This window comes from Actinomycetospora sp. 2LY8.5 (assembly GCF_057180585.1).
Map to the genome: position 1 here is coordinate 128,636 of NZ_JBXUHE010000007.1, position 13,343 is coordinate 141,978.

Here is a 13,343-nt window from a genome sequence, read left to right on the forward strand (position 1 = left end):
CGGTGAGTGCTTCCCCGTGCTCCGGTGCGGGGAAGCACCCACCGGGCCGTCCGCCGATGGTTGAGCGGCGGACCACCAGGGGTATCCGCCGGACATGAGTGACGTCCCCGGTATCGAGCTGAACAACGGCACGGTGATCCCGCAGCTGGGATTCGGTGTGTTCCAGATCGACCCGTCGGACACGGCGGAGACGGTCCTGACGGCCTTCGAGGCCGGCTACCGGCACATCGACACCGCGCAGATGTACGGCAACGAGGCCGAGGTCGGCGAGGCGATCGCCAAGTCGGGCCTCGAGCGCGACGAGCTGTGGATCACGACGAAGTGCAACAACGGCAACCACGGCTACGACGACGCGCAGCGTGCCCTCGACGAGAGCCTGCAGAAGCTGGGTCTGGATGCCGTCGACCTCTACCTCATCCACTGGCCGCTGCCCGGCAAGGACCTCTACGTCGAGACGTGGAAGGGCCTGGAGAAGGCGCACGAGGACGGCAAGGTGCGCACCATCGGCGTCTCGAACTTCCAGCCGCACCACCTCGACCGCCTTCTCTCCGAGACCGAGACGGTGCCGGCGATCAACCAGATCGAGCTGCACCCGCGCATGCAGCAGGCGGCGCTGCGCTCGTACCACGAGCGTCACGGCATCCGCACCGAGGCGTGGAGCCCGATCGGCCAGGGCAAGGGCCTGCTCGACGCCCCGGAGCTGGCGGAGATCGCGCAGGCGAAGGGCAAGAGCGCCGCTCAGGTGGTGTTGCGCTGGCACGTCCAGCTCGGCAACATCATCTTCCCGAAGTCGGTCACGCCCGACCGCATCCGGGAGAACAAGGACATCTTCGACTTCGATCTGACCCACGAGGAGATGCAGAGGATCGACGGCATGGAGGAAGCGGAGCGTCTGGGGCCCGACCCCGACACGTTCGCCCGCTAGACGGCTTCTCCCGGTCGTCGCGCCGCCACGCGCATGGGAAGTACCAGCGATGCGGCATCGCTGGCGTCTGATGCCAGGATCGCCACATGCTCGCTGCGCGACACGCCGTGAGGAGCACCGTGAGCTTCGCCGAGGATCTGCGCGCCGCCACCGCCCCGACGTGGGCCGCTGCCATCGGGCACCGGTTCGTCGACGAGCTCTGGGCGGGCACGGTCGACGACGCGGTGATGGCCCGCTACCTCGCGCAGGACGCGCTGTTCCTCGACCGCTTCGTCGCCCTCCTCGGTGCCGCCGTCGCGTCCGCCGATCGCACCGAACCGCGTCTCGCGATCGCCCGCCAGCTCGGTCTCGTCGCCGGCGACGAGGACGACTACTTCAGCCGCGCGCTCGCCCGCCTCGGCGCCGGCGCTCCCGTCGACCCGCAGCCGGCCACGCAGGGCTTCCTCGACCTCATGGACGAGGCGCGAGGCTCCTACGCCGACGCCCTCACCGTGCTCCTGGTCGCCGAGTGGCTCTACCTCGACTGGGCGTCGCGGCCCGCACCAGAACCCGACGACTGGCTCCACCGCGAGTGGATCGACCTCCACCGCGGGCCGGCCTTCGAGAGCTGGGTCGACCTGCTGCGCACCGAGACCGACCGTGTGGCCGCCGACGCCGACGCCGCCACGCGCGAGCGCATGACCGACCTCTTCACCCGCGCCGTCGACCTCGAGCTGGCCTTCTTCGACGCGTCATACGGCGGAAGCTAGGCCGCGCTTGCGCAGCCGCCGCAGCTGCGCGTCCAGGTGCGGACGCGCCCGCCGTTGCCCGCCGCGTTCGGCGATCGCCGCGGTCAGCGACACCAGCACCCGCTCGAGGCGCTCGGCGTCGGGCGACCACCCGCGCCGTTCGCACTCCTCCAGCCACTCGACCGCCCCGCGGTGACCTCGCTCGCCGTTGCAGCGGCGGCACGCGGCCACCTCGTTCTCCAGCCACGACGGCCCGCCCTTGACCTTGGGCACGACGTGGTCGGTGGTCGCCGCGACGGTGCCGACGAGCGGCCGCGCACACCACAGGCAGGTGTCGCCGTCGCGCTCGCGCGCGGCGTCGAGCCGCTCCCGGCGCCCCGGCTGTCGCATCCGCGCCAGGATGCCACCGGATGCGCGCCCGAGCGCATCGACGACGCCCCCGAGCCCGACGGGATCCTCGCGCGGCGCACCGCCGGGGAGGAACGCGCCACGGCCGACGCCTGAGCCGGAGCCCGTCGGGCATCGTGGAGGCGTGACCGATACGCCCGAGAACGCCGAGACCCCCTGGTGGCGCGAGGCCGTCATCTACCAGGTCTACATCCGCAGCTTCGCCGACGCGGACGGCGACGGGATCGGGGACATCGCCGGGATCCGCGAGAAGCTGCCCTACCTCGCCGAGCTCGGGGTCGACGCGCTGTGGATCAATCCCTGGTACGCGTCCCCGCAGGCCGACGCCGGGTACGACGTCGCCGACTACCGGACGATCGAGCCCGCCTACGGCACCGTCAGCGACGCGGAGAAGCTCGTCGTCGACGCCCATGAGCACGGCCTGCGGCTGATCCCCGACATCGTCCCCAACCACACCTCCGACCAGCACGTGTGGTTCCGCGCGGCCCTGGCCGACGAGCCGGGTGCACGCGAGCGCTACGTCTTCCGGCCGGGGTCGGGTCCCGACGGCGCCGAGCCTCCGAACAACTGGCGGTCGCACTTCGGCGGGCCGGCGTGGACGCGCGTGGCGGACAGGCCGGGAGAGACGGCACAGTGGTACCTGCACCTGTTCGACCCCGGCCAGCCCGACCTGAACTGGGCGAATCCCGAGGTCGCCGCCGAGTTCGAGGCGGTCCTGCGCTTCTGGTTCGACCGGGGCGTCGACGGGTTCCGCATCGACGTCGCCCATGGCCTGGTCAAGGACCCCGCGCTGCCCGACCTCGCCGACGCGCGGGACCTCATCGGGAGCACCTACGCGCCGGGCACGCACCCGTTCGTCGACCGCGACGGCGTCCAGGAGGTCTACGAGGCCTGGCGCCGGGTGGCCGACGAGTACCCCGGCGAGCGGATGTTCGTGGCCGAGGCGTGGACCCCGGCCCCGGAGCGCCTCGCCCGCTACGTCGCCCCGGGCCGGCTGCACACGGCGTTCAACTTCGACTACCTGGTCGCTCCGTGGGACCCGGCCGCGCTGCGCGAGGCCATCGACGTCACCACCGGGCAGCTCCGGGCCGCCGGCGCACCGGCGACGTGGGTGCTGTCCAACCACGACGTCGTGCGCCACCCCAGCCGCTACGGCCGCCCGTCGCCGGCCCCCGAGGAGGTCCCGACGTCCGCGGTCCCGCATGCGTCCGACGAGCCTCCGGACCTCGCGCTGGGCATCCGGCGGGCCCGGGCCGCGCTGCTGCTCGAGGCCGCGCTGCCGGGCGGCATGTACGTCTACCAGGGCGAGGAGCTGGGTTTGCCCGAGGTCGAGGACATCCCGGACGACGCGCGGCAGGACCCCACGTGGGAGCGCTCCGGGCACACCGTCCGCGGCCGTGACGGATGTCGTGTGCCCCTGCCGTGGTCGGCGAGCGAGGGCAGCTCGGGCGGCTTCAGCCCGGACGGCGCGTCGGCGCCCTGGCTGCCGCAGCCGGCGGGGTGGACGTCGTACGCGGCGGACCGCCAGAGCGGCGACCCCGACTCGGTGCTCGAGCTGTACCGGGCCGTGCTGCGCCGCCGCCGCGCGCACCCGGCGCTCGGCGACGGGGACATGACCTGGGTGTCGGAGCCCGGCGACACGGTGCTGCACCTGCGGCGCGAGCCCGGGTTCGCGTGCGTGGTCAACCTCGGGTCCGAGTCCGTCGACCTGCCGCCGCACGACGAGGTGCTGCTGACGAGCGCGCCGCTCGAGGACGGGCGGCTGGGTGCCGACGCGGCGGTCTGGTTGGCCGTGAGCTGACCACCACGCTCGTCACCATTCCGGCGGCACGTTCGGCACCGCCGGGTCCGCCTCGATGACGGGGATGTCCGAGTCGGTGTCGACGACCACCGAGCGCGCCGCGGAGTCGGCCGGGGCGCGTTCGGCGAGCGCCTCCAGCGCGCGCTCGGTGCCCACGTCGGCCCCGGCCTGCTCGGAGAGCAGCCACCGGACCTCGAGCAGGTCGCAGTACGCCTGCACGGCCGTGCCCACGTGGCGCACCGCGGCGTGGGCGCGGCGCATCCCCGGCATGAGCACGTCGTGCATCCAGCTGGCGATGGCCTGGTCCTCGGTGATCCGGCGCTCCGGGTGCTCGCGGGCGATGGCCCGCTGGTGGGCGCGCAGGTCACCGAGCAGGACCCGCGCCTGGCCCTCGCCGACCTCCAGGCCGGTGAGCTCGCGCAGGTAGCGGGCGTGGTGGTTGCGTTCGCCGACGGCGACGCGCAGCCGCACCACCCCGTCCCCGCCGTCCTCCGCGGGCGCCAGGCTCACCTCGTCGACGACGTACCCGAGGTCGTTGAGCTCGCGCACGGTGGCCTCGACGCGGTACCGGTCGCCGAACGCGAACTGCGCCTGCCTGTGCAGCGCGCTCCACAGCGCCTCGTAACGGTCGGGCAGCTCCATCGCCTCGGCGATGAGCTGCGGCTCGATCTCCGGTGGACGGCCGAGGCTCGCGGCGAGGTCGGTCATCCCGGCGGCGACGTTCTCGACGAGGATCTCCAGATCCATCCGGCGCTGGCCGTCGGACAGCGACGGGTGCACCTCGCTGGTCTCGGCGTCGACGAGCCAGGCCTGGAAGAGCTGGCCGTCGCGGGAGAACAGCGTGTTGGCCAGCGAACAGTCGCCCCAGAACACGCCGTGGCGGTGCAGCTCGACCAGCAGGCCGACCATCGCGTCGAACAGCCGCGCGCGCTGGGCCGGTCGGTTCGGGGGCAGCCGCGCGATGAGGCGCCGGAACTGCCACGAGCCCGTGAGGTAGCGCGTCAGCAGGATCGAGCAGTCGTGGTCGGGCTGGGTGACGAGCCCGGCCGGGCGCACGGCGGGCAGGCTCGCCGACTCGAGGTGGCGCAGGTTCTCGAACTCCTTGCCGGCGATGCGCGGCGGCAGCTCCTTGAGCGCCCACAGCGTCCCGTCGACCTCGACGAACCGCACGAGGTGCCGGCTCGGGCCGACGGGCAGCTCGCGCAGCGGCACGGTGGCGGGGTCCCACTCGGCGAGCGGCCGGTCCCAGGGCAGGGCGATCAGGTCGGGGGTGGGGACACGCAGGCGCAGATCCGGTGGGGTCATCGGGGGGCTCCCGGGGGTGACGTGGTGCCGCGCAGCACGAGCCGGGTCGGCAGGAGCTCGGCGGGCGGCACCCGCTCCCGCAGCTCCCCGCGCAGGGCGGCCGCCACCAGCTCGCCGGCGCGGCGGCCCTGCGCCCGGACGGGCTGGGCGACGGTGCTGAGGTCGGCGAGCGCGGCCACGGGGTGGTCGTCGATCCCGATCACGGAGAGATCCTCGGGCACGCGCAGGCCGGCGCGCCGCAGCGTGCGCACCGCGCCGAGGGCGGTCTCGTCGTCGTGGGCGAAGACCGCGGTCGGGGGCGTGCGCAGCCCGAGCAGGCGCGCCATCCCGTCGGCGCCGCCCTCGCCGCCCCACGGCACGGTCACGACGAGGTCCTCGTCGGGCTCGATCCCGGCGTCGGCCAGGGCCGCGCGCCAGGCCGAGGTCCGCCCGTCGGGATCGGGGGCGAGCTCGCCGTCGTTGGTCACGGCGATCACCCCGATCCGCCGGTGCCCGAGGTGGATGAGGTGGTCCATCGCCTGGCGGCCCGCGAGGTGGTCGTCGATGCCGACCGACGGGTACGACGCGACGCGCCCGCCGGCGGCCACCACGTCGACACCCAGGGACGCCAGCCGGGCGTGCTCGGCCTCGTCGACGGCGAACGCGAGCACGACGACGGCGTCGACCTTGCGCCGGGCCGGCAGGCGGGCGAAGAACGCCGCCCGCTCCTCGGGACCCCCGACGCGGAACAGCACGAGGTCGAGGTCGACGGCGCGCAGCGACTCCTCGAGACCCTCGATGAGCTCGCCGAAGAACCACCGCGACGGGTGCGGTACGAGCACCGCGACCCGGCCGGTCGGCCCGCCCGCCAGGCGTGTCGCCTCCGGGGACGCGACGTAGTCGAGCTCCTCGGCGGCCTCCCGGACGCGGGCGCGGGTGGCTGCCGCGACGTGCGGGTGGTCGCCGAGCGCGCGGGAGGCCGTGGCCGACGAGACGCCGGCGCGCCGTGCCACGTCGTCGAGGGTGACCTGCGGCGACGCCGGACGGGGCGTCGCCGCGGTCCCTGGTGTCGTGTCCTCGGTCACAACCGACCAGCATGGCACCGGTCCGCAAGCGCTTCCAGAGCGCTCCGACGGTCATGCCCTTCGGCGCCCCACCGGACTGCCCCGAACGCCCTAGAGCACTCGCACAGTCACGTGCTTCGCTTGACTTGTGAGACGTCCATCACCACGCTGCCACCGCAAGCGCTTCCAACGAGTGTGGGTGCCGGGAGGGAGACCGATGCGCCACCAACGACGGCGGCTCACCGCCGTGGCCGTCGCCGTCGCGGTGATCGCGGCGCTGGCCGCCGCGTGCAGCTCGGGGCCGGCCGGCCCGCCGGTACTCACCTGGTACATCAACCCCGACGACGGGGGGCAGACCGAGATCGCGGCGCGCTGCACCGCCGCGGCGAACGGCCGCTACACGATCGCGACGTCGACGCTGCCGCGTCAGGCCTCCGAGCAGCGCCAGCAGCTCGTGCGGCGCCTCGCGGCCAACGACTCGTCGATCGACATCATGAGCATCGACCCGCCGTACGTGCCGGAGTTCGCACAGGCGGGCTTCCTGGCCCCGATGCCGCCGGCCGTCGAGGCTGCCGCGCGTGACGACCGCGTGCCGAGCTCGATCGAGGCCTCGACCTGGCAGGGCCGCCTCGTCGTCGTCCCGTTCTGGGCCAACACCCAGCTGCTCTGGTACCGCAAGTCCGCGGTCGCGGCGATGGGGCTGGACATGAACCAACCGGTGACCTGGGACCAGATCATCCAGGCCGCGTCGCAGAACCGGGCCCAGATCGCCGCGCAGGGTGTCCGCGGCGAGTCGCTCACGGTGTGGGTCAACGCCCTCGTGGAGTCCGCGGGCGGCTCGATCATCACCAACGTCGGCGAGGAGAACCCGGAGCTCGTCCAGCTCGGGCTCAACGCGCCTCCCGGGATCGAGGCGGCGCGGGTCCTGCAGACCTACGGCGACGCCGGTGTCGCCCCGCCGGGCTTCCCGACCTCCGACGAGGACACGAACGCCGAGTCGTTCCAGTCCGGCAGCGCCGCGTTCATGGTCAACTACCCGTTCGTCTGGGGGAAGGCGAAGTCCGCGGTCGAGGAGGGCACGCTCCAACAGTCCGTGCCCGACGACTACGGCTGGGCGCTCTACCCGCGCGTCACCCCGGACCGGCCGAGCGCCCCGCCGCTCGGCGGCATCAACCTCGGGGTGGGCGCGTTCAGCAATCACCCGGACCTCGCGTACGAGGCGACGACCTGCATCTCGAACCCCGAGAACTCCGCCTACTACTTCGTCTCCAACGGCAACCCGTCGTCGCGGATCTCGGTGTTCAGCGACCCGGAGGTACTCGCCGAGTTCCCGATGGCCCCGGCCATCCGTGACTCGCTCACCCAGGCCGCGCCGCGACCGCAGACCGCGTACTACGCCGAGGTCTCCGGCGGCATCCAGCGCACGTTCCACCCGCCGGACGCGGTCGTGCCCGGCCCCACCAACGAGGCCGCCACGGCGCTGATCACCGCGGTGCTGCGGAAGGAGGCGCTACTGTGATCCCCCGCAACGAACGCCACCACGGTCGCTCCTTCGTCGCGCCCATGGCGCCGTCGGACGGGGGTGGCCTGTGATCCCCCGCAACGAACGCCACCACGGTCGCTCCTTCGTCGCGCCCATGGCGCCGTCGGACGGGGGTGGCCTGTGAGCGCCACCCTGGAGCGACCGGCGACCGTGGCCCCGGCGTCCGGTCTCAACGAGAAGGTGCGGGCCGAGCGTCGGCTCGGCTGGTACCTGGCGGGCCCCGCGTTCGTCGTGATGCTGCTGGTCACGGCCTACCCGATCGTGCAGGCGGTCTTCGACTCGCTGTTCGACTACCGCCTCACCGACCCGGAGAACTCCTCGTTCGTCGGGCTCGGCAACTACGGCGTGATCCTCACCGACTCGGTGTGGTGGACGTCGTTCGGCGTCACCGCGTTCATCACCGTCGTGACGGTGGCGGTCGAGCTGGTCCTGGGCTTCGGGCTCGCGCTCGTGATGCTCAACGCGCTCAGGGGGCTGCGGCCGGTGCTGCGCACGGTCATCCTCATCCCCTACGCGGTGATCACCGTGGTCTCCGCGTTCGCGTGGCAGTTCGCGTTCAGCGTCGACTCGGGCTTCGTGAACTCGTGGTTCTCGTTCCTGGGCACCACCCCCGAGACCGACTGGTTCGGCACGCAGGGTCTCTCCCTGTTCGTCATCTGCCTCGCCGAGATCTGGAAGACCACGCCGTTCATCTCGTTGTTGCTGCTCGCGGGGCTCGCGCAGGTGCCCGACGTGCTGCAGGAGGCCGCCAAGGTCGACGGCGCGACGTGGTGGCAGCGGCTGCGCCGGGTCACCCTGCCGAACATGAAGGCGGCGATCATGGTCGCCGTGCTCTTCCGCACGCTGGACGCGTTCCGCGTCTTCGACTCGGTGTTCGTCATGACCGCGGGCGCGAACAGCACCGAGACGGTGTCGTTCCTGGCGTACCGCCAGACGATCGAGCGGGTCGAGATCGGGCTGGGGTCGGCGGTGTCGGTGCTGCTGTTCCTGTCGGTGGTGCTGATCAGCGTCCTGTTCATCAAGGGCTTCAAGGTCGACCTGTCCCAGGCGCGAGGGGAGTAGCCGGTGTCCACCCGCGAAAAGGTCGGCTGGGGTATCGGCGGCCTGCTCATCGTCGTCTACTGCCTCTTCCCGGTGGCGTGGATCGTCTCGCTGTCGTTCAAGTCCTCCGACGACATCGCGAACGGGCGGTTCCTGCCCACGGTGTTCTCCGGCGCCAACTACGAGCAGATCCTCGTCGGTGACGCGGCGGGGCTCTTCCTGCCCGCGCTGGTCAACTCGTTCGGTATCTGCCTCATCGCGACGTTCATCTCGTGCTTGCTGTCGATGTTCGCCGCGTACGCGATCGCCCGGCTGGACTTCCCCGGCAAGAAGATCATCCTGTCCACCGCGCTCGCGGTGGCGATCTTCCCGGTGATCTCGATCGTCACACCGCTGTTCAACCTCTGGCGGCAGATCGGCCTCTACAACACCTGGCCCGGCCTGATCATCCCCTACCTGTCGCTGACACTGCCCATCTCGATCTGGACCCTGTCCGCCTTCTTCCGCGAGATCCCGTGGGAGATGGAGCAGGCCGCCCAGGTCGACGGGGCGACGCCGTGGCAGGCGTTCCGCAAGGTGATCGTGCCGCTCGCCGCGCCCGGCGTGTTCACGACCGCGATCATCGCGTTCTTCCTCGCCTGGAACGACTTCGTCTACGGCATCTCGCTGACCTCGACCGAAGCGGCGCGTCCGGTGCCCGCGGCGCTCGGTCTGTTCTCGGGCGCATCGCAGTTCGAGTCGCCGAACGGCCCGATCGCGGCCGCCGCGGTGATCGTCACGATCCCGGTCGTTCTCCTCGTCCTGCTCTTCCAGCGGCGCATCGTCGCCGGTCTCACCAACGGCGCCGTGAAGGGATGACCCATGGCTTCCATCGAGATGAGCCACATCGTCAAGCAGTACGGCGACGGCTACCCCGCGGTGAACGACGTCAGCCTCGACATCGCCGACGGCGAGTTCATGATCCTCGTCGGGCCGTCGGGCTGCGGGAAGTCGACGCTGCTGCGGATGATCGTGGGGCTCGAGGACATCACCTCGGGCGACATGGTCATCGCCGGAAACCGCGTCAACGACAAGGCCCCGCGCGACCGCAACCTGTCGATGGTGTTCCAGAACTACGCGCTCTACCCACATCTGAGCGTGTTCGAGAACATCGCCTTCCCGCTGCGCCTGGCCAAGGTGCCCGACGGTGAGGTGCGCAAGCGCGTCGAGGAGGCCGCCGGTGTCCTGGAGCTCAAGGAGCACCTCGAGCGCAAGCCCGCCAACCTCTCCGGGGGTCAGCGCCAGCGCGTGGCGATGGGCCGGGCGATCGTCCGGGCCGCGGACGCGTTCCTCTTCGACGAGCCGCTGTCCAACCTGGACGCCAAGCTGCGCGGGCAGATGCGCACCGAGATCGCCCGCCTGCAGCGGCGGCTGGGCATCACCACGGTCTACGTCACCCACGACCAGACCGAGGCCATGACCCTCGGCGACCGCGTCTGCGTGCTGCGCAAGGGCGTGATCCAGCAGGTCGCGTCGCCGCGCGAGCTCTACGAGCAGCCGGTCAACCTCTTCGTCGCCGGGTTCATCGGCTCGCCGCCGATGAACTTCCTGCCCGCGACGGTCGAGGGCACCAGCCTCTCGACGCCGTTCGGCGGCGTCGAGCTCGGCTCGGAGCGTGCCGAGAAGGTCCGCGGCCACGACCTCCTGCTCGTCGGCATCCGGCCCGAGTACTTCGAGGACGCGAGCCTCGTCGACGAGGCCAAGAAGCCGCACGGGTCGACGTTCACCGCGAAGGTCGACGTCACCGAGTGGCTCGGCGACGCCCAGTACGCCTACATCCCGTACGAGGCGCCGGCCGAGGTGGCCGAGCAGCTCAAGGAGCTATCCCGCGAGCTCGACTCGGACCAGCTGCGGACCCAGGCCGTGGTGTCGATCGACTCCACCAGCCGCATCCGCGAGGGCCGCGAGGCGCAGTTCTGGCTCGACACCCGCAAGATCCACGTCTTCGACCCGAAGACCGGCGAGAACCTCACGCGCGACGCCGAGGCCGGCCGCAAGCTCACCGAGATGGCCGTGGAGGACCGCATCGAGCAGGTGGAGCGGGCGAAGGTCTGACGCGGCCCGCTCTGGATGATCAGGAGTGCGTCACGGACCTCGGAGCCTCCCCCGAGGTGCTCGTCGCCCCCCGCCGACGCGGGCGGTCGGGGCGAAGGATCTCCAGGCGGTGCCAGGCCTGGGCGAGCTGGGACGCGATCGGGGTGACGACGCGGCGGTCGTTCCAGTAGTACGGGTGGACCAGCGGCGTCCAGCCCAGCCACCACGGGCCGACGGCGACGCGCCGGTCCTCGTCGACCGCGTCGGCCCAGGCCTCGCTCAGCGGCCGCAGGGGTGAGGCGATGACGTCGTCGGGGTCGTAGACGTTGACCCACTCCCCGCGCTGGCCCGGACAGCGGGCGGCGAACCCGGGGTGCGGCACGGACAGCGGCTTGCCGAAGTCCGGGTGGCGCTGCGCCCACAGGGCCAGCGGGCTGCCGAGCGTGTAGAACCACCCGAACGTCTCGCCGCGTTCGGTCGGGGTGTCGCCCAGCGCGCGGGCCGCGTCCGGCGAGAGCGGGGCGTCGGTCTGCAGGTCGTAGAGGAAGTCGCTGGCGACGACGCTGCCGAGGCTGTGGCCGACCACCGCGAGCGGCGCCTCGTCGCCGGCCTCGACGACGAGGTCGTGCAGGGTCTGCGCGAGGACGGCCTGGACTCGCTCGTAGTGCCCGGTGCCGTCGGTGCCCGACTGGTAGGCCACCGCGTCACCGAGGTAGTGGACGATCAGCCAGCGCAGCGTCGGGAAGTGGGCGTCGTCGAGCCCGGGCAGCCAGCGCAGGCCGGCGGTCGAGGCCGCGGCGAGCAGCGCCGGAGTCGACCCCTGGCTGGCCCGCGCGGCGAGCATGTCGAGGATCTCGACCAGCCAGCGGGAACCGGACCCGGTGATCCGGTCGCTGAGCTCCTGCTGGCCGTGCTCGAACACCGGCGCCCAGTAGGCAGGTTTGATCACCAGCGCGTCGTCGGCGGGCACTCCGGCGATGCGGGTGAACTCCTCGCGCAGCAGCGTCATGGCGCGGACGGCGTACTGGTCGCCGGCGCTCTCGACGCCGTGCACGAGCATCACGGCGAGCTTGCGGTGGGTCACCCCGGTCGTCATCGAGCCTCGACAGCGAGATCGGCGTAGGGGGTGCGCAGCCCGTCGCGCACGAGCCGCACGAGGTCGTGGCGGCGGCGGACGAACATCACGATCGCGGCGCCGAGGTAGACCCCCGAGAGGATCAGCAGCTCGGTCTCCTGCAGCGCCGCCGGTAGCGTCGCGGCGAGGACGAACTGGGCCACGAAGAGCAGGAGCAGGCTCAGCGCCCCGACGACGTTGATCGACAGGGTGACCAGCAGGGAGACCGCGAACAGCGACTGCGCCGCGGTGATCAGCAGCTCCTCGCGCTGCAGGGCGTCGACCGGCAGCCCGTTGAGGGAGCCCGCGGACAGCGCGAACACGAGCGGCAGCGTACCGACGAGCAGCGACCACTGGTTGACCTTGGACGACACGAGCGTGGCGAGCGCGTCGGTGGTCTTGAGCCGCCAGGCGTAGAGACCGGCCACGAGCAGCTCGGGCGCCTCGGAGGCCAGCGGGGCGAGCCACTGCACGAGGAAGAACTGGCTGATGCCGAGCTCGGTGCCCGTCTCCACCAGCGACTCCGCGAACGGCTCGGCGCAGAGCACGATGATCACGGCGGCCACGACGAACAACCCGATGTAGCCGGTGCGCCGGCGCGGGGCGTCCATGCGCCCGACCCAGGCGGAGGGGCCGATGAGGTCGGGGTCCTCGGCCGGCGCCTTGGCGACGCGGATGCTGTACGCGACGAAGATCCCGACGAGGACGACGAAGTCGACCATCGTGATGCTCGTGCGCAGGGGCAGCGTCAACGAGTAGAGCGTGGCGATGAGCAGGAACACCAGCGGCACCGAGTCGGTGCGCAGCAGGGTGACGCGCGTCGGGTGACCCGGTCGGCGCGACGTGCCGGCGCCGCCCGGCCGCCCCGCGTCGGCACCCCCTCGGCGCAGGCGGACGGCGGCGAGCAGCACCACCAGCGCCCACCCGACGCCGACGAGGATCCGGTTGGCGCCGGTCATGTTGGCGAGCGCGAGTCCGCAGGGTGACTGCTCGGTGGAGCCCGGCGGCAGACAGGTCGGGCCGTACTGCGCGTAGGCCTCGCCGCCCTGGATGGTGAAGACGAAGTCGACGGCGTACTCGGGCAGCACCGCGACGAGTGCGAGCAGCGCGATCGCCAGCCCGGCCGAGATGTCGACCTGGGCGGCTTCGGCGGCCCACGAGAGCAGGAACGCCGCCCCGACGATCGCGAGGCCGAAGAGCAGCGCGTCGAGCGGCGGCGAGATGTGCAGCCCACCGACGCGCAGGACGAGGCCCGGCGCCGCCACGGCCACCGCGAGCGCGACGAGCAGGGGGGAACGGTCACCGCGCCGGGTCCTGCCCGCGCTCGTCGTCGCCATGTCCGGTTGTCTACCCCTCATCCCG

General features: G+C 72.1%; 12 protein-coding genes. 7 read left to right on the plus strand and 5 right to left on the minus strand.

The features are described 5' to 3' along the window. Positions 1-94: 94 nt before the first annotated feature. On the plus strand, positions 95-925 hold the full coding sequence (locus tag AC2A1K_RS11745) for an aldo/keto reductase (protein ID WP_483896473.1): 831 nt from the start codon (positions 95-97) through the stop codon (positions 923-925). A 119-nt stretch (positions 926-1,044) separates the two neighbouring features. Next, positions 1,045-1,674, plus strand: coding sequence for a TenA family protein (locus tag AC2A1K_RS11750; protein WP_483896474.1), 630 nt, complete (start codon positions 1,045-1,047; stop codon positions 1,672-1,674). Here AC2A1K_RS11750 and AC2A1K_RS11755 read toward each other — a convergent pair. Then, the gene (locus tag AC2A1K_RS11755; protein WP_483896475.1) at positions 1,657-2,043 is read right to left on the minus strand and encodes an HNH endonuclease; all 387 of its coding nucleotides are present in this window, start codon (positions 2,041-2,043) and stop codon (positions 1,657-1,659) included. The two genes, AC2A1K_RS11750 and AC2A1K_RS11755, sit on opposite strands and share 18 nt — an antisense overlap. Positions 2,044-2,185: 142 nt before the next feature. Between AC2A1K_RS11755 and AC2A1K_RS11760 the strand changes: the two genes are divergently transcribed. After that, on the plus strand, positions 2,186-3,862 hold the full coding sequence (locus AC2A1K_RS11760) for a glycoside hydrolase family 13 protein (protein ID WP_483896476.1): 1,677 nt from the start codon (positions 2,186-2,188) through the stop codon (positions 3,860-3,862). 12 nt (positions 3,863-3,874) lie between these two features. On the opposite strand, the gene AC2A1K_RS11765 is transcribed toward AC2A1K_RS11760, so the two are convergent. Together AC2A1K_RS11765 and AC2A1K_RS11770 are read right to left on the minus strand one after the other, a co-directional pair. Continuing rightward, the gene (locus AC2A1K_RS11765) at positions 3,875-5,167 is read right to left on the minus strand and encodes a DUF4032 domain-containing protein (protein ID WP_483896477.1); all 1,293 of its coding nucleotides are present in this window, start codon (positions 5,165-5,167) and stop codon (positions 3,875-3,877) included. Further along, a complete protein-coding gene (locus AC2A1K_RS11770) occupies positions 5,164-6,231 on the minus strand; it encodes a LacI family DNA-binding transcriptional regulator (protein ID WP_483896478.1) in 1,068 nt (355 codons plus the stop codon). The genes AC2A1K_RS11765 and AC2A1K_RS11770 overlap by 4 nt, the downstream gene beginning before the upstream one ends. A 196-nt stretch (positions 6,232-6,427) precedes the next feature. On the opposite strand from AC2A1K_RS11770, the gene AC2A1K_RS11775 reads away from it, so the two are divergent. The 4 genes from AC2A1K_RS11775 (at position 6,428) to AC2A1K_RS11790 (ending at position 10,888) form a co-directional block, all read left to right on the plus strand. Next, on the plus strand, positions 6,428-7,729 hold the full coding sequence (locus AC2A1K_RS11775) for an extracellular solute-binding protein (protein ID WP_483896479.1): 1,302 nt from the start codon (positions 6,428-6,430) through the stop codon (positions 7,727-7,729). Between the two features lie 144 nt (positions 7,730-7,873). Further along, a complete protein-coding gene (locus tag AC2A1K_RS11780) occupies positions 7,874-8,815 on the plus strand; it encodes a carbohydrate ABC transporter permease (protein ID WP_483896480.1) in 942 nt (313 codons plus the stop codon). A 3-nt stretch (positions 8,816-8,818) separates the two neighbouring features. Continuing rightward, the gene (locus AC2A1K_RS11785) at positions 8,819-9,652 is read left to right on the plus strand and encodes a carbohydrate ABC transporter permease (protein ID WP_483896481.1); all 834 of its coding nucleotides are present in this window, start codon (positions 8,819-8,821) and stop codon (positions 9,650-9,652) included. A gap of 3 nt (positions 9,653-9,655) precedes the next feature. Next, positions 9,656-10,888, plus strand: coding sequence for an ABC transporter ATP-binding protein (locus AC2A1K_RS11790; protein WP_483896482.1), 1,233 nt, complete (start codon positions 9,656-9,658; stop codon positions 10,886-10,888). 19 nt (positions 10,889-10,907) lie between these two features. Here the strand turns inward: AC2A1K_RS11790 and AC2A1K_RS11795 are convergent, their stop codons facing one another. Continuing rightward, a complete protein-coding gene (locus AC2A1K_RS11795; protein WP_483896483.1) occupies positions 10,908-11,963 on the minus strand; it encodes a hypothetical protein in 1,056 nt (351 codons plus the stop codon). Then, on the minus strand, positions 11,960-13,318 hold the full coding sequence (locus AC2A1K_RS11800) for a sodium:proton exchanger (RefSeq protein WP_483896484.1): 1,359 nt from the start codon (positions 13,316-13,318) through the stop codon (positions 11,960-11,962). Before AC2A1K_RS11800 ends, AC2A1K_RS11795 begins: the two co-directional genes overlap by 4 nt. Between the last annotated feature and the right edge of the window lie 25 nt (positions 13,319-13,343).

Coding starts and splice junctions, on each gene's coding strand:
- AC2A1K_RS11745 (WP_483896473.1), top strand. CDS start 95: ATGAGTGACGTCCCCGGTATCGAGCTGAACAACGGCACGGTGATCCCG.
- AC2A1K_RS11755 (WP_483896475.1), bottom strand. CDS start 2,043: ATGCGACAGCCGGGGCGCCGGGAGCGGCTCGACGCCGCGCGCGAGCGC.
- AC2A1K_RS11765 (WP_483896477.1), bottom strand. CDS start 5,167: ATGACCCCACCGGATCTGCGCCTGCGTGTCCCCACCCCCGACCTGATC.
- AC2A1K_RS11775 (WP_483896479.1), top strand. CDS start 6,428: ATGCGCCACCAACGACGGCGGCTCACCGCCGTGGCCGTCGCCGTCGCG.
- AC2A1K_RS11790 (WP_483896482.1), top strand. CDS start 9,656: ATGGCTTCCATCGAGATGAGCCACATCGTCAAGCAGTACGGCGACGGC.
- AC2A1K_RS11795 (WP_483896483.1), bottom strand. CDS start 11,963: ATGACGACCGGGGTGACCCACCGCAAGCTCGCCGTGATGCTCGTGCAC.
- AC2A1K_RS11800 (WP_483896484.1), bottom strand. CDS start 13,318: ATGGCGACGACGAGCGCGGGCAGGACCCGGCGCGGTGACCGTTCCCCC.